Genomic DNA, 19,690 nt, shown 5'->3' on the forward strand with positions numbered 1-19,690 from the left:
GTCTGCGACATGTCGAACGCTCTCACCGAGGCCACCAACACCCACCCGAGGGCCGTCGCAAACGGTCCTACCGCTTCCACAGTGCCGAGGCCCTCATCGACCGGATCTTGGCGAGAGCCGAACGCAGTTCGGGGCCGGGCATGACGAACGCATCGAGACCTCGGCGACCGGGGGCGGGCCGCAACCACCGAACGAACTATGACGAGACGGTGACGGCGATCCCCGCTCCGGCCGGCGAGGCGTCGAGCTGCGGTATCAAGGGGTGTGACCTCCACACGGCGTGACTCGGGTCGTCTGGCGGCGGCCGCGTTGTCCGGTGTGGTCGCGGTCGGTGCGGGACTCGCGGTGGGCGAGGGCACCGCGGTGTTGGTCTCCCCGGATTCCTCGCCGTATTTCGCGGTCGGTTCGGCGGTCGTCGACCACACACCGACGGCGGTCCGCGAATGGGCCATCAGTACCTTCGGCACCGGCGACAAGCCCGTGTTGTTCCTCGGCATGGCCGCGGTGATGGTGCTGATCGCCGCGGGGTGCGGTGTCGCCGAACGTTTCCGCCCACCGGCGGGGTCGGTGGCGGTCGGCCTGTTCGCGATCGTCGGTGTGCTGGCCGCGCTCGACCGGCCGGGTTCGCGCTGGACCTTCGCCATCCCGTCGGTGTTCGCCGGCATCGCCGCGATCCTGGTGCTGCGCATCCTCGTCGGCATGCTGCGGTCGCCGAGCACAGGCGCAACTTCGGACACAGACGCAACCCCGGACACCGACGAACCCGAGGGGGTCGGGCGACGATTCGTCCTCACCGCGGCCGGGATCGCGGGGCTCGCCGTCGTCGTCGGTGTGGTCGGCCGACGCATGCTCGCCGACACCGCACGCACCATCGCCGACCGTGCCGGCGTGACCCTCCCGACGCCGAGATCACCGGCGCCGCCGGTACCGGCGAGCGCGAACCTCGAGGTCCCCGGCGCGACCCCGTTCGTCACCAGCAACGCCGACTTCTACCGGATCGACACAGCGTTGCAGGTGCCGAACCTGACCACGTCGGACTGGTCGCTGCGCATCCACGGCATGGTCGACACGGAGATCCGTATCGGTTGGGACGATTTGCTCGCGATGCCGATGACCGAGCGCTTCGTCACACTGACGTGTGTCTCCAACGAGATCGGCGGTGACCTCATCGGCAACGCGCGCTGGCTCGGCGTTCCGATGAAGACACTCCTCGACCGCGTCGGGGTACGCCCCGGCGCAGACATGCTGCTGTCCACGAGCTCGGACGGCTGGACGAGTGGCACCCCCGTCTCGGTGGTCACCGACGGACGCGACGCGCTGCTCGCCATCGGCATGAACGGGCAGCCGCTCCCGGTCGAGCATGGGTATCCGGTCCGGCAGGTGATCCCGGGGCTGTATGGCTACGTGTCCGCGACCAAGTGGGTCGTCGACTGGGAACTCACTCGTTTCGCCGACGCCAAGGCCTACTGGACCACCCGCGGGTGGTCGGCGCTCGGGCCGATCAAATTGTCGTCGCGGATCGACCGGCCGCGCTCGCGCTCGTCGCACCGGCGCGGCGAGGTGGTGATCGCTGGTACCGCCTGGGCGCAGCACACCGGGATCGCGGCCGTCGAGGTCCGGGTCGACGACGGTTCCTGGGAGCCCGCCGAACTCGCCGGCGACTACTCCGACGACACCTGGCGGCAATGGCGGTTCAGTTGGGACGCCCAGCCGGGAGACCACAGGGTGTACTGCCGGGCGACGGACAAGTCAGGTAAACGGCAGATCGAAGACCGCACATCCCCAGTCCCTGACGGGGCCACGGGACTGGATTCGCGGGCGTACACGATCACCTGAGGCGGCCGGTAAACTACCCCCTGGGGTGGGCCACTGCGGAGATCGAGGGATCGTGCGCGGGATTCTGGTGTCGCTGATCGTTTTCCTGACAATCAGCGCGATGCTGCTGCCCGGGTTTCCGACGGGCTCGGCGAATGCCCTGCGCATCGGCGGAATCCAATTGGTCCCGGACAGCGACGAGCAGCCGCCCCTTTATGACGGCCGGACACCCACCCGCGACAAGCCGGACTGGTTGCCCGGGTCCCTCGGCGAAAACACGACGGTGATCCTGGTACCCGGGACCACCGACTACGACGGCTCCGATCAGATGGGCCGGACTGTCGACATCGGCTTCTACGACGCTCCGGGTGGTCAGCGCAACCATCCGAAGATCTCCGTCCTCGACTATCCGGCCGCGTTCGGACTCAAGATCTTCGGTCTCGAGATCGACCTGGCCGGCGCTGCCACCTTCAACGACTCGGTGAATATCGGAACGGCCCGCGGCGTCACGGATGCCCATGCTGCGTGGATGGCCCGCGGACGGAAGGGCACGATCGTCCTCAACGGCTATTCGCAGAGTGCGCCGGTCGCCATGAACATCGCATATAGATTGCACAAGAAGAATCTGAACGGAGTCGCGGGAACGATTCCCGACGACGATGTCGTTGTCCTGGTCGGAGCCGACTCTCGCTTCCCGAACAGCGGTGTAGAGAACGTCGTCCCGAGCGTCATCGACGGCATGTACACCAACGGGAACCGCGATCCTGCCGACACGGGCGGCATCCAGGTCATCTCCTACTGTGTGCGCGGAGACGCCACCTGTGGTGTGGGCAATCCCTTGGCCGACCCCGTCGGCACCGCCTTCTATCTGATCCCGGGGTTCTTCACCCACGGGTTTCTGCAGCCGTACGTCAACGACTACACGGTGACCAAGACCTGGCAGAGCGCCACCGGCAACACCACATACGTGGTCCTCGAGGGTGACGGCGGTGGCAATCCGTGGGGGATGATGCTGCGCGCGCTCGGCCTGCCGGCGCCCAGGGAATTCGACGAGACGCTCAACGCCGCGGTCCCGGTACCGATGCCCGGCGCGCAGGCGACGAGGAACGGGGTCGCGATCCCGACACCGCGTGAACTGCAGGAGCAGATCTACACGAGGCTCGGCACGACGGTGCCGGCCGCCGATCCGGACGTCGTCGATCGGCGGGCGCGCGCGATCACGCCGAAGTCGGCGACCGTCACGCCGCCTCCGATGCCATCGGTGCAGATCGACCCGGAGTCGCTGGCGACGGCGGTGTCGTCGCTCGTGAACGACGTCATGGAGCAAGGAGTGGATCTGCTACGCGGGACGATCCGAAAGCCGAATGGGACGTTTGTCCAACAGCGATAGAACGTGTTCCGTCAAGGGAGAAGTGACCAATCCGACTGACTCGGACAGTGAGGTTGGCTCATGTTATGTTCCTTGCACGTTTTGTGAGCCGGGAGACAGTGCACTGTGCCCGGTGTGCCGTGGCCGCCATGGTCGGGGTGCAGGTATCGACCGCGGCGCGTCCGGTCTGCCCGATGTGAACCAGACAAGGTGAGAACTATGAGTGTGGGTGTCGTGCGCGAATCCGCCGTGGGCGAACGCCGTGTGGCGTTGGTTCCCAAGGTGGTTTCGACGCTGGTCGGCAAGGGTGTCCCGGTGATTGTGGAGTCGGGTGCCGGGTTGGGGGCGTTGATCCCCGACGAACAGTACGTGGACGCGGGCGCAACGATAGGTGACCCGTATTCCGCCGACGTCGTGGTGCGGGTGGCCCCGCCGACCGACGCCGAGATCGGACGGTTGCGCAGCGGACAGAAGCTGATCGGCTTCCTCGCGCCGCGCAATGCCGACAATCAGATCGGCGCGCTGACGAGCGTCGGTGTCGAGGCCTACGCCGTGGAGGCGATCCCGCGCATCTCGCGTGCCCAGGTGATGGATGCACTGAGCTCGCAGGCCAACGTCGCCGGCTACAAGTCCGTCATCGTCGCTGCAGATCTGTCGACGCGGTTCTTCCCGATGCTGACCACCGCCGCAGGCACGGTCAAGCCGGCCACGGTGCTCGTCCTCGGCGTCGGTGTGGCGGGTCTGCAGGCGCTTGCGACCGCGAAGCGATTGGGTGCCAAGACCACCGGATACGATGTGCGTCCCGAGGTCGCCGAGCAGGTCCGGTCGGTGGGTGCGCAATGGCTCGATCTCGGGATCGACGCCGCCGGCGAAGGCGGCTACGCGCGCGAGCTGACCGACGAGGAGCGGGCGAAGCAGCAGCAGGCGCTCGAGGACGCGATCAAGGGCTTCGACGTGGTCATCACGACCGCGCTGGTGCCGGGTCGTCCCGCGCCGCGGCTGGTGACCGCCGCCGCGGTCGAGGGGATGAAGGCCGGTAGCGTCGTCATCGATCTGGCCGGGGAGACCGGCGGCAACTGCGAGTTGACCGAGCCGGGACAAACCGTCGTCAAGGAGGATGTGACGATCTCGTCGCCGCTGAATCTGCCCGCGACGATGCCCGAGCACGCCAGCGAGCTGTATTCGAAGAACCTGCTCGCCCTGATCGAGCTGATGCTCGACGACAACGGTGTCATCGCACCGGATTTCGACGACGAGGTGCTCGCGGCCGCGTGTGTCACGCGACAGGAGGTTTCGGCCTGATGTACAACGAACTTCTCGCGAACGTCGCGATCCTGGTGTTGGCCGGGTTCGTCGGGTTCGCCGTGATCTCCAAGGTGCCCAACACCCTGCACACGCCGCTGATGTCGGGAACCAACGCCATCCACGGCATCGTGGTGCTCGGTGCCCTGGTGGTGCTGGGCTCGTTGCCGGCCGACGCCTCGTGGGGCGTGCGGGTCATCACGTTCGTCGCGTTGATCTTCGGAACCCTGAACGTGGTGGGTGGCTTCCTGGTCACCGACCGCATGCTCGGGATGTTCAAGGGTAAGAAGGAGACCGCCAAGTGAACACCGCTGTCCTGAATCTGGCCGCCGATTCGTCGGGTCAGGTGTCCGAGGGCCTCGGTTACGGGGTCACCGCTCTCTACATCGTCGCGTTCTCGCTGTTCATCTACGGTCTGATGGGCCTGACAGGGCCGAAGACCGCGGTGCGCGGCAACTGGATTGCCGCGACCGGCATGGGCATCGCGGTCATCGCGACCCTGCTGGGCGTCTACAACAACGCCGGAGATGCCGGCGTGCCGGGGATCAACTGGGTCCTCATCGTGCTGGGCCTCGCGGTCGGTGTCGCGTTGGGTATCCCACCGGCGCTCAAGACCAAGATGACCGCGATGCCACAGCTGGTCGCGCTGTTCAACGGTGTCGGTGGTGGCACGGTCGCGTTGATCGCGTGGGCCGAGTACATCGAGTCCGACGGATTCACCGCGATCGCCGAGACCCCGGACGTGCACGTGATCGTCGGGTCGCTGTTCGCCGCGATCGTCGGTTCGGTGTCGTTCTGGGGTTCGCTGGTGGCGTTCGCCAAGCTGCAGGAACTGCTCAACAAGAACCTCGAGAAGAAGCTGGTCGCCGCGGCCAAGGGGTTCCAGTTCGCCAACATCGTGCTGGCCATCGCCGCGATCGCGATCGCGATCTACATCGGGGTGTCCGCCGATTCGGCCGACGCGACGCCGTGGTTCTGGATCGTGTTGCTGCTGGTGATCGCCGGTGTGATGGGTCTGTTCGTGGTGTTCCCGATCGGCGGCGCGGACATGCCGGTGGTCATCTCGCTGCTGAACGCGCTGACCGGTCTGTCGGCTGCTGCCGCCGGTCTCGCACTGAACAACCAGGCGATGATCGTGGCCGGCATGATCGTCGGCGCCTCGGGTTCGATCCTGACCAACCTGATGGCCAAGGCGATGAACCGGTCCATCCCGGCGATCGTGTTCGGCTCCTTCGGCGGTGGCGACGAGGGTGGCCCGGGCGGTATGTCTGCCGCGGGCGGCACCGTCAAGGCCACCTCGGCCGCCGATGCCGCGATCCAGATGGCCTACGCCAATCAGGTCATCGTGGTCCCCGGCTACGGTCTGGCCGTCGCCCAGGCCCAGCATGCGGTCAAGGAGATGGCCGCGCTGCTCGAGGCGAAGGGCGTCGAGGTCAAATACGCCATTCATCCGGTGGCCGGCCGTATGCCGGGCCACATGAACGTGCTCCTGGCCGAGGCCGACGTCGAGTATGACGCGATGAAGGAGATGGACGACATCAACGGTGAGTTCAACCGCACCGATGTCGCCATCGTGATCGGCGCCAACGATGTCACCAACCCGGCGGCGCGCAACGATCCGAGTTCGCCCATCCACGGCATGCCGATCCTCAACGTCGACGAGGCCCGCTCGACGATCGTGCTCAAGCGGTCGATGAGTTCGGGTTACGCCGGCATCGAGAACCCGCTGTTCTTCGCCGAAGGCACCTCGATGTTGTTCGGCGACGCCAAGAAGTCCGTCGACAGTGTCATCGAGGAACTCAAGGCACTGTAGCCCGGCACAGTCCGACCAGAACCGCCCCGGCCCATCGTCGGGGCGGTTCTGGCTTTAGTGCGATGAGTTCTCCGCGTGCCCGTTGTCTATCCCGACAGACAGCACATCAACCCGTGGAGGACACTATGAGCGCATCTCTGACCGGCAATGAAGCGACAAGTACCGGTATCCGAAGTCGCGGGCACACAACGGGAGTCGTGATCAGCGTGATCGTCGGCGCTTTCCTCGCCTTCGACATCTTCGGCAAACTCACCCGCCCCGACGCCGTCGTCGAGGCCACCGCCGAATTGGGCTTCCCCACCAACCAGACCTACGTGATGGGCACGGTCCTGTTGGTTTGCCTTGTCGTGTATGCGATTCCGCGGACCGCCGTGCTCGGTGCGGTCGGGATCACCGCGTACCTCGGCGGTGCGGTGACAGCGAACATGCGGATCGAATCGCCGTTGTTCAGCACCACGCTGTTCGCCCTCTACCTTGGCGTATTGCTCTGGATCGGCTTGATCCTGCGCCGCCCCGAGCTGTTGAAGGTCGCGGGTCTGCGCCGCTGAGGTCGCATACGTTATCGAGTTGGGATCGCCTCGGCGTAGGGGTGTTGCCGGAAAACGATAGCGTTGCACGAGTGGCGTATGTGACTAGAGTGAAGCGTGTTGTGGCCGCGGCAGTCGTGGTCGGCGCCGCGGCGGTCGGCGGATTTGCCATCGGTGCGCTGCCGGTGGACCAGTCCGGCGTCCCCGGGGTGCGGCCGACGGTCACCTCGGTCGATTCGGCATCGCTGTACAACTCGGCGCAGCAACGGTTTGCCACGGGTGACGTGGTAGGCGGACTCGATGCGATCAAGCAGATGCTCACCGTGTCTCCCGTCGACGGGGACGCACTTGCCCTGCAGGCGATCTGGTCGGATCAGGCCGCCGACGAGGCCACCCGCCGGGCCGCGCTGACACGGCTGACCGCGATCAACCCACTGCTCGCGACGACGGCGCGCGACATCATCGAGGGTGTGTCGGCCGCAGCGCAGATCGTGCCCGACACCACCCCGAAGACGGTGTCCGGCCAACCCGCCATCGTCATCCTCGGCTACGGCCTGAACGGCAACGGCAAGATGGCGCCCGAACTCGTCCGGCGGGTGACCGCGGGCAAGGCGCAGGCCGAGACCACCACCACCGCACCGATCGTGGTGACCGGCGGGGCGCCGAAGGCCGGCATCACCGAGGCGGCGGCGATGAGGAAGTGGTTGGTGGACAACGGCGTCGACGCCGCGCGGATCACCACGGAGGACAAATCCGGTTCCACGGTGGCCAATGCGCAGAACACCGCGGCCATCCTGCTCGCGCAGGGGATTCGGGACATCATCCTGGTCACCTCGCCCAATCACATCCGCCGCGGTGCAGCCGATTTCGCCGCCGCGGGCCTGAAGACGGTGGCCACCGTGACGACCGCGACCGATCTGGAGAAATACGAGACCCCGCTGACTCGCAACCAGCAGAAGGGGATTCGCCTCGAGGCGACGCGAACGGCGAAGATCCCCGCGACCCGGCAGGCGGGTCTGCCGGTACCCGGCGCACCCGAGGGTCTCCCCGACACAGGGCCCGGGCTCGTCATCGAATTCGGGGGGAAACTCCTGGAGACGTTGCTCGGGGCGGGGTCGTCGTCGGCGAACTGACCAGCCTCACTGATCGCTGTTGGCGATCGTGCTGCTGAAAATGGCCCCGTCAGGAGCATCCGACGGGATATCCCCTCGGATGGACGCCACGGGGCCGATTTCAGCAGGAAGCCCGGCGGGAACGGCTGCGGGCGCGGCACCGCTGCCCTAGAACATCACCGAGCGGAAATGGGTGATCAGCCGGTCGCCGTCGATGAAATGGAACGCGATGCCGGGCGGCTGTCCGCGGTTGACGATCTCCGTGCCCTCGAAGGGGAGGTTCAGGGTCGACGCCACACCAGGGGCGACGGCCAGCGGCCGGCCCGCGAAGGTCGTGACGCAGGGGGTGTGGGCGTGCCCGCACAGGAACCCGACGATGTTCGGGTGCCGCTGTACCAGGGCTGCGAGACGATCCTCCCCGGTCTGTTTGATGGCGTCCATGAACGGCATCTCCAGGGTCACCGGCGGGTGATGGAAGGCGACGATCGCGGGTGTGTCGGAACCCGCGGCCTCGAGTCGCGCGGACATCCACGCCAGCGTCTCGTCCGCGAGGTATCCGTCGTTGCGACCCGGGATCGAGCTGTCGGCGACGATGAATTGCACCCCGTCGATGATCTCGGCCCAGTTGACCGGTTCGTCTGTGTCCCTTTCGAGCAGACCGGCGTTGAGGGGCCGTCGCCGATCGTGGTTACCTGCGGTGACGATCATCGGGAGCGGGCTGTAGAGCACACCCCATGCTTCGCGATACTCCGATTCGGAACCCTCGTCGGTGATGTCGCCGGTGACCAGGAGCGCATTGATCCCGTCGGCGCGAGCGTTGATGTAGCTCAGCGTCGACTCGATGCGGCGGCGGTTGAACCGCGTGCCGTTGAAATGCAGGTCGCTGATGTGGGCGACGACGAACACTCACGCTCCTTGGTCTTCGATGCCCTTGAGGCTAGTCAAGGTGTGCCGTGTCGTCGCGACGAGGCCTCTGGCAGAGTGCTCGCGCACCAACCGATGTGACGGTCAGCACAGGTTGTGTGCGAAGAGTTTCTCGAGTTCGGCGTAGTGATACTCGGCGGCATCGTGGTGATAAACGGCGGTGTCGGCCATCGTGTAGCCGTGCAGCGCACCCGGGTACACCGAGGCCGAATGCGTCACACCGGCCGATGTGAGGGCGTGTTCGAACTCGGCGACCGCCTGTGGTGGCAGGGAGCGATCGTTGTCGGCGTGCACCGCCAACAGGTCGGCGCGTACGTCGGTAAGCCGACGATGGGGGCTGGTCGGCTGATCGGTGACCAGGCCCCCGGTGTGGAACAGCCCGACCGCACCGACGACGTCGGGGCGGGTCACCGCCGCCAGTAGCGCGAGACGACCACCCATGCAGTAGCCGGTGACCCCGATGTCACCGGCGGCCACGCCGTCGAGCCCGTGCAGCGCGTCGAGGTAGGCCGACAGGTCGGGCGTGGCCAGGTCTTCGGTGAGTGCCCGGACCCTCGGCATCGCCTCGGTGAGAAACTTGGCGCGCTCCTCGTCGGTGAGGTCACCCGCCGGTGCGAGTTCGGCTGCGGTTCCCCATCGGTAGAATACGTTGGGCGCCAGCACGACGTAACCCCACGACGCGATCCGGTCGGCCATCCTCTCGATCTGCGGGCGCAAACCGAAGGCGTCCATGATCAGCAGCACTCCGGGCAGCGGGCCCGGAGCGTCGTCGGGGCGGGCCACGTAGGCCTCCGCCGCGCCGTCGGGTGTCTCGATGGTGATCATCTTGTCCGACAAGGGTTGGGTCCTTTCGTTAGAGGTCTCCGGGCAGTTTGTCGCGGCGGATACCCCGCCAGCTCGGGTGGCGGAGGTGCCCGGTACTCGTCCAGTCCATGAACCGGACCTCGCCGACTATCTTGGGTAATACCCATACCGCACTCGACGCCACCGGGCGGTCGAGTTTGTCGACGAACGGGCATGTCTTGATCCGCAGGGGTTCGAGTTCGGCCGACAGGGAACGGAGTTGGGCGTCGGTGAATCCGGTGCCGACCCGGCCCACATACCGCAGCCCGGTCTCCTCGGGCAGCCCGAGCAACAGCGACCCGATGGTGTCTGCGCGATTGCCTCGACCGGGCCGGTAGCCGCCGATGACCACCTCGATGTCGCTCCAGTTCTTGTGTTTGAGCCAGGTGGTGGTGCGTCGGCCCTGTTGATAGGTCGACGAGCGGCGCTTGGCGACGACCCCCTCATAGCCGAGTTCGCGGCTGTGCTCCAGGGCCACCCGGCCCGGACCATCGAGCAGCGGCGGGATCTCCACGTGGGGCGAATGACGAAAGGCGGGCGCGAGTTCCTCGAGCAGCTCTCGTCGCTGCGACCACGGGCGCCGCAACAACGACGTCCCGTTCAGATAGAGGATGTCGAACAGGTAGAGCTTGAGCCGGATGTCCTCGTCGGTGGTGTTGCGGGCCGCGAGCAGGGCGAAATTGGTGTGCCCGGCGGCGTCGAGCGCGACGACCTCGCCGTCGAGGACGACGTCGATCAACCCGAGATCGTCGGCGATGGAACGGAACCCGGGGAAGTCGGCAGTCATGTCGATCCCCGACCGGGAGGTGAGCCGGAAGTCGCCGTCGATGTAGCGCACCAGGATTCGGTACCCGTCCCACTTCCCCTCGAAGGCCCAGTCACGCCCGTCGAGGTTCTCGATGGACTCGTCGGTGGCCAGCATCGGGCGTGGGTCGCGCAGGCTGTCGGGCAGAATGGGCCGCGGCTCATCAGTCATCAGATGGGCGAGCCAGTTCTTGTCGCCGGTCTTGATCAGCGCGTAGCGGCCCTGGATGCGGTCGCCGTGTAACCGCACGATGACCTCGTTGTCGCGCCACTTCTCCGTCTCGTAGGTGCCGCGATCCCAGATCTCGACATGGCCGCCGCCGTACTCGCCGGCCGGGATGTCGCCTTCGAAGTCGGCGTAGTCCATCGGGTGATCCTCGGTGTGGACTGCCAGACGGTTCTGGGTCGGGTCGTCGGGCAGGTTCTTCGGCACCGCCCAGGACACCAGCACTCCGTCGCGTTCAAGCCGAAAGTCGTAGTGCAGTCGGCGGGCATGGTGTTCCTGGATCACGAAGATCGGTGCGCTCGAGCCTGTCTGCGCCTCGGTTCGTTCGCGGTGCGCCTCGTCGCCGAACGGTTCCCGGGTGGTGGCGGCGTCGCGTTTGCGGCGGTATTCGCCCAGGCTGACAACGGGATTGATGGACGGCTCGGCGGTCTCGCCGGGGTGTGGCAGGTCGAGATCGGCGAGCGGGTCGCCGTCGGCGTCGACCCGCTCGAGGACCTCGTGGAACAGCAACTGCCGCAGGTTCGGTTCGGTGAGTTCTGACCAGGTGCGCGGGGCGGCGACCCACGGCTGTTCCCGGCCGCGTAGCGAATAGGGCGCCAGGGTCGTCTTCGACCCGCTGTTCTGACTCCAGTCGATGAACACCTTGCCCTCGCGCACCGCCTTGGTCATCGTCGCGGTGATCGAGTCGGGGTGGGTGGCGGCCAGGCTGGTGGCGATCTGTCTGGCGACGGTTCGCGCCGAGTCGGGGGAGACGGGACGCTCGAAGCGGGCGTAGAGATGCATGCCCTTGCCTCCACTGGTGACCGGGAAGGCGGTCAGGCCCGCACCGGAGAGCATGTCCCGGATCATCAGGGCCACCTCGGCGCATTGGGAGAGTGATACGTTCGGGCCCGGGTCGAGATCGAGGACGAGCCGGTCGGCCTTCGGCGGCCCGTCGTCGGGGTTCGGAACCCGCCACTGCGGTGTGTGCAGCTCGAGCGCGGCCATTTGCGCGAACCACACCAGATCGGCGCGGGAGGTGGCGAGCGGATAGGTGATCACGCGCTGGCTGTGCTGTTCGGCGTAGCGGGCGAGCCATTCCGGCGCAGAGGACGGGAGATCCTTTTCGAAGAACGGCGCCGATTCGACGCCGTTCGGCCACCGCTTCCGTGTGATCGGGCGGCCCGCCAGATGCGGCAGCATCACGTCGGCGATACGCGTGTAGTAGTCGATGACCTCGAACTTCCGGGTGCCTGTGGCAGGGTAGAGGACCTTCGCGAGGTTGGTGATGGCGATACGCCGACCGTCGACGTCGAGGCTCTCACCACCACCCATGCCGACCATTGTCCACGCTCATGCCGTCGGTTTTCGGCCAACCGGATGGCACAATGGGCCCATGCGCTCGATCTGGAAGGGCGATCTGAGCTTTGGCCTGGTCAACGTACCGGTCAAGGTGTATTCGGCGACGGAGAGCCACGACCGCAAGTCGTATCAGGTCGACTCGTCCGACGGCGTCCGCATCCGCTATCGCCGCGTGCGGGAAGGCACCGACACCGAGGTCGACTACGCCGACATCGCCAACGCCTACGAAACCGACTCCGGCGACACGGTGATCCTCACCAAGGAGGATCTCGCGACGCTGCCGGTGCAGAAGAGTCCGGAGATCTCCATCCTGGAGTTCGTGCCGACCGAGCAGGTCGATCCGATCTACTTCGATAAGCCGTACTACCTGGAGCCGGCGTCGAAATCACCGAAGGCCTACACGCTGCTGGCGCAGGCACTACAGAAGACCGATCGGCTTGCGATCGCGCAGTTCACATTGCGTAACCGGACGCGTCTGGCGGCCCTGCGCGTGGTTGACGGTGTGATGACGCTGCAGACGCTGCTCTGGCCGGACGAGGTCCGTGCCGCCGACTTCGGTTTCCTCGACGACGAGCCCGAGATCCGGCCCCAGGAGCTGGAGATGGCGGCCTCGTTGATCGAGACGATGGCGTCGGACTTCGATCCGTCGGAGTACTCCGACACCTACCAGATCGAACTCGCCAAACTGGTGGAGGCGAAAGCCGAAGGGGCCGAAGCCTTCCCGGAGACCGAGACCTCCGAGTCCGAGGATACCGACTCGGAGGTCGCGGATCTGCTTGCCGCACTGCGGGCTTCGGTGAAGGACCGGGACGGCTCGTCGTCGTCGACGGATGGTGCGGACGACGAGAAGTCCGAGCCGGCGAAGAAGGCGCCCGCCAAGAAGGCTGCGGCCCGGAAGGCGCCCGCGAAGAAGACTGCCGCGAAGAAGGCGCCGGCGAAGAAGGCTGCCGCCAAGAAAGCGGCGGCCAAGAAGTCCGCGTGAGCGCGCGACGTCGGTCCTCGACTGTTCCAGATTGAGACAGTCTGTGACCTGGATCACGCCGCACAATTGTCTCTACGGATTCGACCGAGGACACCAACGTCGTCGGAAGGCTCCGAAGGCAAGCGGCAAAGGCTCATGTGATGAACGATTCCAGGGACAACCACAACGGCGACACATCCGACGACCATCCGCGGGTGTGGTTGGTAGCCGACATCAGCGGTGACGACGAACCGATCGATCGTCCCGCGGTGCGCGACGATCTGATGCGGCGGTGGACTCCGGTGGACGGCAACCTGTATCGGATCGCCAGCGGGCGGCACTGCGCTACCTGGGCCGAGTTGCATGCGCGGTTCGACCTGGTGGAGATCGCTTAGGGGCGCACGGAAAATCAGTTGCCCGGGTGGGCGCGGGCAGGTGACCATGGCGGGGTGAGCTCGACGGTCGACACCCGCGTGCCCGCGGCGTTGAAACCGTTTGCGCTGCGGCAATACCGGCTGCTCGCATCGGGGCTCGTGCTGGCCATGTTCGCCGACGGTGTCTGGGCCGTCGGCGCCGTGTGGCAGGTCATCGAGATGGGCGGCGGCCCCGGTCAGCTGTCGGCCGTCACCGGCGTCGCCGCGCTGGGCATGGTGGCATTCACCCTCGCCGGCGGCGTGCTCGCCGACCGGGTGTCGCAGCGGCTCATCATGATCGGGCTCGAACTCGTCAAGCTCACCGCGTTCGCGGTTGTCGGGGTGGCAGGCATCCTCGGAGTCCTGTCCCTGCCCGTGCTCATCGGGGCCGCGTTGCTGGGCGGTATCACCATGGGCATGTACTACCCGGCGTATTCGGCGCTGCTGCCGAGCATCGTCGAGGAGTCACAGTTGCAGGCGGCCAACGGGATCGAGGGTTTCCTGCGCCCGGTGATCTTCCAGGCGTTGGGCCCGATGGTCGCGGGTGGGGTCATCTCGATCGCGTCGCCGGGCCTGGCGATCGTGCTGGCGGGCGTCGCGAGCGCGTCGTCGGCGTTGTTCTACCTGGCGATGGCACCGGTCGCCGTGCGCCGCGAACTCGCGGCGGCGGCCGGACACCGGGTCCGGGAGGTCATCGCCGACATCGCCGAGGGCTTCGCCTACCTGTGGCGGACCCCGTGGCTGTGGGCGACGCTGTTCTTCGCGTGCCTGCTGGTACTCGCGACGATGGGGCCGATTGAGGTCCTCATCCCATTCGCGTTGCGGGAACGTGTTGGCGGCGATGCAGGCGATCACTCACTTGTGTTGGCAGCCTTCGGAATCGGGGCGGCATCGGCGTCGCTGGTGTTCGCGTCGATCCCGATGCCGCGGCGATACCTTTCGCTGATGTTCGGGATCTGGGGATTCTCGAGCCTGCCGCTGGTGATCATGGGGCTCGCCGATCGGACCTGGATGTTCGTCGTTTCCGGCTTGTTGATGGGCGTGCTGTTCGACGGTCCGATGGTGCTGTGGGGCACCCTGCTCCAGCGTCGTGTGCCACCGGCGTTGCTCGGACGGGTGGCGAGCCTGGACTTCTTCGTGTCCGTCGCGTTGATGCCGGTCTCGATGGCGATCGCCGCGCCGGTCAGCCAGGCGATCGGTCTGGCGTCGACGTTCGTGCTCGCCGGTCTCCTCCCGGTGCCGGTCGCGTTCGGCTTCTACTGCGCGGCGCGGCTGTGGCGCGACGAGGTCGCGCACCCGCTGCGAGTGGAGGGGGCCGTCGTCGACGACGACCCTGTGCTCACCTGACCCGGGACCCGGCCGGGGTGAGGTGTTCGGCGGCGGCCGCGACGGTGAGCTCGGTGAGCGTGTCGAGGATCGGTGAGCTGAGCTTCCAGTACTGCCAGAACAGCGGGACGTCGACGTGATGGCCGACGATCCGGACCACGCGGCCCGAGCGCAGGGCGTCGGCGATCTGTACCTGCGGGACCGCACCCCAGCCGATGCCGAGTTCCACCGCACGGTGGAACTCGGTGGAGGCGGGGATGTAGCTGATGGGCGGGGACACGGGTTGTTCGGCGATGGCCGCAAGGACGTCATGTTGCAGGTAGTCGTTGCGGTCGAATTGGACCATCGGGGCGCGGGAGAGCGCCTCGGTGGTCGGCCCGTCGGGCAACCATCTCTCGACGAACGCGGGCGTCGCGACCGGGATGTACCGCATCGCCCCGAGGGGGAGAATCGCGCAACCGCGGATGCCGAGCGGGTCGGAGGTGATGGCGCCCAACACCTCACCCGAGCGGAGGAATCGACCGTTCTGGCTCTCGTCGTCGCGCAGGATCTCGATCGCGACCGGGTGCTCGGCATGCATGCGGGCCAACACGGGTAGGAACCAGGTCGCCAGCGAGTCCGCGTTCGCGGCGATCGGGACGCGAATCCGCGACTCGGTGTCCTGCGCGGTCTGGCCACCCAGCAGTTCGCTGCGGGCTTCGGACGCCAGCAGTTCCCACTGTTTGGCGAGACGAACGAGAACCTCGCCGTCGGGCGTGGCGGTGGCGGGTTTCGTGCGGCGCAGCACCACGCGGCCGACCGAACTCTCCAGCGCCTTGATGCGCTGGCTGACTGCCGACGGGGTGATGTGCAGCGCGGCAGCGGCGGCGTCGAAGGTGCCCTCGCGCAGCACAGCGGCCAGGGTCTGCAGGCCCTCCTGGCTGATCTCCACCCGAATATCTTAAGTGGCGCTTATGATTCATGAAAAACATTCGCTGGATTGTCGATGATCGCACACCTAGCGTCGGGGGTATGACGACGTATGTCTTTGCCGCGATCGCCGGTCTCCTGACCGGTGCTGGGCTGATCATCGCGATCGGTCCGCAAAATGTCTTCGTATTGCGGCAGGGTCTGGCTCGCGCGCACGTCGTGCCCGTCGTCGTGGTGTGCGCGGTCTCCGACGTGGTGCTCATCGTCGCGGGGGTCGCCGGACTCGGCGCGGTGGTCGCCGCCCATCCGAGCGTGGTGACCGCAGCCAAGCTGCTCGGCGGCGGATACGTGATCGTCCTCGGGTTGCTGGCCGCCCGCCGATGCCTGCGGAGCACCGAGTCGATCGTCGCCAATCCCGACGAGGCGGCGACAGTCAGCAGGTGGGCCGCCATCGCCATGACGCTGGCGCTGACCTGGCTCAACCCGCACGTCTACCTCGACACCGTCCTGACCATGGGGGCCATCGCGAACAGCCACGGCAGCGCCCGGTGGGCCTTCGCCATCGGGGCGAGTGTGGCAAGCCTGGTGTGGTTCGCGTCCCTGGGCGGCGGGGCGAGCCGGCTGGCGCCGCTGTTCTCCACCCCGCGGGCCTGGAAGATCCTCGACGCCCTTGTCGCGATCGTGATGATCGGGCTGGGTGCGATGCTGGTCGTCTCGGTCTGAGATCTCTCAGGACAACCGTCAGACGACGACGGGCTGTCCGGCCGACGGATCGGCCTCCGGCTCGATCGGGATCTTCCGGATCGCGGTGCCCTCGACATCGACATCCGGCAGCAGTCGGTTGAGCCACCCCGGTAGCTTCCAGGCCGCGTCACCGAGCAGGGTGATGACCGCAGGCACCACCACCATGCGGATGATGAACGCGTCGAAGAAGACCGCCGCCGCCAGCGCGAACCCCATCATCTTGGCCGTGGTGTCCGACGACAGCATGAACGCGGCGAACACCGAGATCATGATCACCGCGGCAGACGCGACCACCCGCGCGCCGTGCTGGTAGCCGATGATGACCGACTCCTTGGCCGGGACGTCGTGGACGTACTCCTCGCGCATTCGCGTCACCAGGAACACCTGATAGTCCATCGCGAGGCCGAAGACGACGCCGACCATGAAGATCGGCAGGAATGCGATCAGCGGTTTGGTGTGGGCGATGAGGCCCCAGTGGCCTTCCTGGAAGATCCACACCGTCGCGCCGAAGGTGGCGCAGACCGAGAACAGGAAGCCGACCGTGGCGATCAGCGGCACCAGCAACGACCGGAACACGATCATCAGGATGATGAACGCCAACCCGACAACGACGACGAGGAATGGGATCAGCGCCGACGACAGCTTTGACGAGATGTCGGCCATGATCGCGGTCTGGCCTCCGACATTGACTGTTGCCCCATCCGGCGACGTGGTGGCGTACTCGCGGATCTGCTCCATCAGGTGCTGGGTCTCCGGGCCGCTCGGCGACAGTTCGGGGATGACGGAGATGAGCGCCGTGGTGGCGCCGGCCTGCGGGTTGGCCGGGTTGGCGCCGTTGCCGATCCAGGTCAACGTCGTCGTATTGGCCACGTTGTCGAGCGTCTTCACGTGTGCGACCACATCGTCGGCCGCGGTGGTGACGTTCCCGCCGTCCGCGTCGCTGACCACGATCATCAGTGCGCCGTTGACGCCCTCACCGAATCCGTGCTGAAGCAGCTGGGTCGCGGCGTACTCCTTGTCGGTGGTCGAGCCCATCCCGAGTTCCATGTTGGTCATCGGGATCGCGGCGATGACGAGCACGACCAGCCCGCCGATCGCCCACGGCAGGGGATGGCGGGTGAGCTGACGGGCGAAGCGAAGTCCGTTGGACGGTGCGGAGTCGGGTTCGTCGCCGTGGTGCAGACCTGGGATGCGAGGTTTGAACGCGAATCGCCCGAACGCGCCGAGCAGCGCCGGGATCAGCGTGATCGCGCCGAGCACCGCGATGACCACCGCCAGCGCTGCCGCGATTCCCATCTGGGTGATGAACGGAATGCCGACGACGGCCAGCGCGGAGACGGCGACCACGACGGTGAGCCCGGCGAAGCAGACCGCCGAACCCGCGGTTCCGACGGCGCGACCGGCGGCTGCCTCACGGCTACCGCCGAGGTTCAGTTCGGACCGGTAGCGCGACACGATGAACAGCGCGTAGTCGATCGAGACGGCGATACCGAGCATGGTGATGATCGTCGTCGCGCTCTGCTGGACGTCGATGATCTTGGCGCTGAGCGTGACGAGCAGCATGGTGATCCCGACGCCCAGCACGCCGGTGACGATGGGGATGAACGCGGCGATCAGCGCGCCGAACGCGACGATCATGACGATGAAGGCGATCGCGAAACCGAGCAGTTCCGCGGCGCCGCCGGGCTCGAACACCTGCATCAGGGCTCCGGTGCCCTCGACCTGCAGGCCATTGCCGCGGAACTCGGCGAGCAGATCTTCGAACTCGGCCATGTCGGCCGGGGTGAGATCCTGGCGCGGAATGTCCTGCTGGATCTGGATGAGGCCGACCGTGCCGTCGGGGCTGAGCACCCGGGCGGCCATCGCGGGGTTCGCCTCGGCGACGGTGACGGGGTTCGCGATGGCCTGAGGGTCGACGACCTCCGGTAGCGTCCTGGCCTTCGCGGCCAGGGCGTCGATCTGCTCGGTGTGGTTGGCGAGCCCATCGTCGGCCTGCACGACGATCGTCGTCGAGGCCTTCAGTAGCTGATCATTCTGTGCCGGAAAATCCGTCTTCATCACCGACATTGCGCGATCGGAATCGGTACCCGGCAGGGAGAAATCGGTCGCGAATTTCGGTGCGAGCGCGCTGGTGAGCACGCCCAGCGCGACGACGATCGCCACCCAGGCGCCGATGATCCACCACTTGTGCCGGAACGTGAACCGGCCGAGCCGATACAACCACAGCGCCACGGAGACCTCCCCTGTCGTCTTCCGCAAGCCTACTGACGCGGTGGCGACAGGCAATGTGACCGCGGTTACCGCCTTCGTCGGCGATCGAGGCGACTCCCGCGATCAGGTCACACCAGGGGGCGATTGGTCCGCATCCGCCAGCGCACATCCCACAGGAGGATGTTGAACGGGAACTCGCGCAGAGGCTTCGGCATTCGGCTGATGATCGCGCGGGCGATCTTGTTGTGGGTGTCGAACACGGCACGCTGCCACGGGCGGAAGCGCAGACCCATCTTCTTTCGGAAGTTCTCCGGCAGGAAGCCGATGGTGAGCAGCTCGAACCACCAGCCGAAGATGATGCTGAACCAGCGCGGCATGAACTGCACGCGCACGATCGACAGCAGCATGTCGCGGATCGTCGGATCGATCTCGAGTGACTCGACGGTCTCGTCCCAGTAGGTCTCGAAGTCGGCCCGGGTGGCCGGCCACATCTCGCGGGGCACCTGGAGCGTCGTCCCCAGCACCGCGCCGCTTTGGTAGGTCTCCTCGGTGATGTCGGCCGGGTCGCCGTAGATGCGCTGCATGTCCTCCCAGCCCTTGTAGAGGCAGGCCGCGACCCACAGCTGCAACTTCGGGTCGAAGGCGTTGTAGGCGACAGGGCTCTCGGGGGTCGAGCGGACCTGGGCGTGCGCCCTGCCGATCGCCTTGCGATAGGCCTTGCGATCTTTCGGGGTGCCCATGCTGGCGACCGCGAGGTAGCTCAAGGTGGTGCGGGTGCGCTTGATCGGATGATGGAAGAGGCTGCCGCTCTCCACCCGGCTCTCCTTGACCCCGTATCCCACCGCGGGCAGGGCGAGCTGCATGATGACGTTGGCGGGTCCGGCGAGGACAGAGATGCCCTTCATCTCGTTCTGCCGCGCCGGCAGGGCGTCGAGCTCACCACGGGTCATCCGTGCGGCCGGAGGCAGGTACTCGGTGTCGGGTGACGGCTTGGCGATCGCCACGTCGACATCGGTCTCGATGATCTGTTCGATACTCACGGTGACCCCC

At 66.6% G+C, this 19,690-nt stretch carries 18 protein-coding genes; 12 read left to right on the plus strand and 6 right to left on the minus strand.

What is annotated here, in order from left to right:
• The 8 genes from GORHZ_RS31435 to GORHZ_RS21940 form a co-directional block, all read left to right on the plus strand.
• Positions 1 to 284, plus strand: a 284-nt coding sequence (locus tag GORHZ_RS31435) for a hypothetical protein (protein WP_217998352.1), incomplete at its 5' end; no start/stop codon positions are given.
• The gene (locus GORHZ_RS21910) at positions 265 to 1,836 is read left to right on the plus strand and encodes a molybdopterin-dependent oxidoreductase (RefSeq protein WP_006337014.1); all 1,572 of its coding nucleotides are present in this window, start codon (positions 265 to 267) and stop codon (positions 1,834 to 1,836) included. The genes GORHZ_RS31435 and GORHZ_RS21910, both read left to right, overlap by 20 nt.
• A 52-nt stretch (positions 1,837 to 1,888) precedes the next feature.
• Positions 1,889 to 3,205, plus strand: a complete 1,317-nt coding sequence (locus GORHZ_RS21915) for an alpha/beta hydrolase family protein (protein ID WP_006337015.1) — start codon at positions 1,889 to 1,891, stop codon at positions 3,203 to 3,205.
• A gap of 198 nt (positions 3,206 to 3,403) precedes the next feature.
• Complete coding sequence (locus GORHZ_RS21920) at positions 3,404 to 4,486, plus strand: NAD(P) transhydrogenase subunit alpha (protein ID WP_006337016.1); 1,083 nt, start codon at positions 3,404 to 3,406, stop codon at positions 4,484 to 4,486.
• On the plus strand, positions 4,486 to 4,791 hold the full coding sequence (locus tag GORHZ_RS21925) for an NAD(P) transhydrogenase subunit alpha part 2 (protein ID WP_006337017.1): 306 nt from the start codon (positions 4,486 to 4,488) through the stop codon (positions 4,789 to 4,791). The genes GORHZ_RS21920 and GORHZ_RS21925 overlap by 1 nt, the downstream gene beginning before the upstream one ends.
• Positions 4,788 to 6,299: an NAD(P)(+) transhydrogenase (Re/Si-specific) subunit beta gene (locus GORHZ_RS21930; RefSeq protein WP_006337019.1), complete on the plus strand. Its 1,512-nt coding sequence runs from the start codon at positions 4,788 to 4,790 to the stop codon at positions 6,297 to 6,299. Before GORHZ_RS21925 ends, GORHZ_RS21930 begins: the two co-directional genes overlap by 4 nt.
• A 125-nt stretch (positions 6,300 to 6,424) precedes the next feature.
• Complete coding sequence (locus GORHZ_RS21935; protein ID WP_040532958.1) at positions 6,425 to 6,847, plus strand: DoxX family protein; 423 nt, start codon at positions 6,425 to 6,427, stop codon at positions 6,845 to 6,847.
• An 80-nt stretch (positions 6,848 to 6,927) separates the two neighbouring features.
• Positions 6,928 to 7,959, plus strand: coding sequence for a YdcF family protein (locus GORHZ_RS21940; RefSeq protein ID WP_040532979.1), 1,032 nt, complete (start codon positions 6,928 to 6,930; stop codon positions 7,957 to 7,959).
• 147 nt (positions 7,960 to 8,106) lie between these two features.
• On the opposite strand, the gene GORHZ_RS21945 is transcribed toward GORHZ_RS21940, so the two are convergent.
• From GORHZ_RS21945 to GORHZ_RS21955, 3 genes are all read right to left on the minus strand, one after another.
• On the minus strand, positions 8,107 to 8,844 hold the full coding sequence (locus GORHZ_RS21945; protein ID WP_006337029.1) for a metallophosphoesterase: 738 nt from the start codon (positions 8,842 to 8,844) through the stop codon (positions 8,107 to 8,109).
• 102 nt (positions 8,845 to 8,946) lie between these two features.
• The gene (locus GORHZ_RS21950; RefSeq protein ID WP_006337030.1) at positions 8,947 to 9,699 is read right to left on the minus strand and encodes a dienelactone hydrolase family protein; all 753 of its coding nucleotides are present in this window, start codon (positions 9,697 to 9,699) and stop codon (positions 8,947 to 8,949) included.
• A 16-nt stretch (positions 9,700 to 9,715) separates the two neighbouring features.
• A complete protein-coding gene (locus GORHZ_RS21955) occupies positions 9,716 to 12,049 on the minus strand; it encodes an ATP-dependent DNA ligase (protein WP_040532983.1) in 2,334 nt (777 codons plus the stop codon).
• Between the two features lie 61 nt (positions 12,050 to 12,110).
• Here GORHZ_RS21955 and ku point away from each other — a divergent pair, with 61 nt between their 5' ends.
• The 3 genes from ku to GORHZ_RS21970 all read left to right on the plus strand — a co-directional run bounded on the left by ku (position 12,111) and on the right by GORHZ_RS21970 (position 14,797).
• Complete coding sequence (gene ku, locus GORHZ_RS21960) at positions 12,111 to 13,058, plus strand: non-homologous end joining protein Ku (RefSeq protein WP_006337032.1); 948 nt, start codon at positions 12,111 to 12,113, stop codon at positions 13,056 to 13,058.
• A 140-nt stretch (positions 13,059 to 13,198) separates the two neighbouring features.
• The gene (locus tag GORHZ_RS21965; protein WP_006337033.1) at positions 13,199 to 13,432 is read left to right on the plus strand and encodes a hypothetical protein; all 234 of its coding nucleotides are present in this window, start codon (positions 13,199 to 13,201) and stop codon (positions 13,430 to 13,432) included.
• 54 nt (positions 13,433 to 13,486) lie between these two features.
• Positions 13,487 to 14,797 (plus strand): MFS transporter, encoded by a 1,311-nt coding sequence (locus GORHZ_RS21970; RefSeq protein ID WP_006337034.1) that lies wholly within the window; start codon positions 13,487 to 13,489, stop codon positions 14,795 to 14,797.
• Here the strand turns inward: GORHZ_RS21970 and GORHZ_RS21975 are convergent.
• Positions 14,790 to 15,707, minus strand: a complete 918-nt coding sequence (locus tag GORHZ_RS21975; RefSeq protein ID WP_006337036.1) for a LysR family transcriptional regulator ArgP — start codon at positions 15,705 to 15,707, stop codon at positions 14,790 to 14,792. The two genes, GORHZ_RS21970 and GORHZ_RS21975, sit on opposite strands and share 8 nt — an antisense overlap.
• A gap of 80 nt (positions 15,708 to 15,787) precedes the next feature.
• On the opposite strand from GORHZ_RS21975, the gene GORHZ_RS21980 reads away from it, so the two are divergent.
• Positions 15,788 to 16,408, plus strand: a complete 621-nt coding sequence (locus GORHZ_RS21980) for a LysE/ArgO family amino acid transporter (RefSeq protein ID WP_040532961.1) — start codon at positions 15,788 to 15,790, stop codon at positions 16,406 to 16,408.
• Between the two features lie 18 nt (positions 16,409 to 16,426).
• Here the strand turns inward: GORHZ_RS21980 and GORHZ_RS21985 are convergent, their stop codons facing one another.
• Together GORHZ_RS21985 and GORHZ_RS21990 are read right to left on the minus strand one after the other, a co-directional pair.
• Positions 16,427 to 18,661, minus strand: a complete 2,235-nt coding sequence (locus GORHZ_RS21985; RefSeq protein ID WP_006337038.1) for an MMPL family transporter — start codon at positions 18,659 to 18,661, stop codon at positions 16,427 to 16,429.
• A 107-nt stretch (positions 18,662 to 18,768) separates the two neighbouring features.
• Entirely contained in the window at positions 18,769 to 19,680 is a 912-nt protein-coding gene (locus tag GORHZ_RS21990) for an oxygenase MpaB family protein (protein ID WP_006337039.1), read from the minus strand.
• Positions 19,681 to 19,690: the final 10 nt, after the last annotated feature.

The organism is Gordonia rhizosphera NBRC 16068 (assembly GCF_000298195.1).
Lineage (GTDB): Bacteria > Actinomycetota > Actinomycetes > Mycobacteriales > Mycobacteriaceae > Gordonia > Gordonia rhizosphera.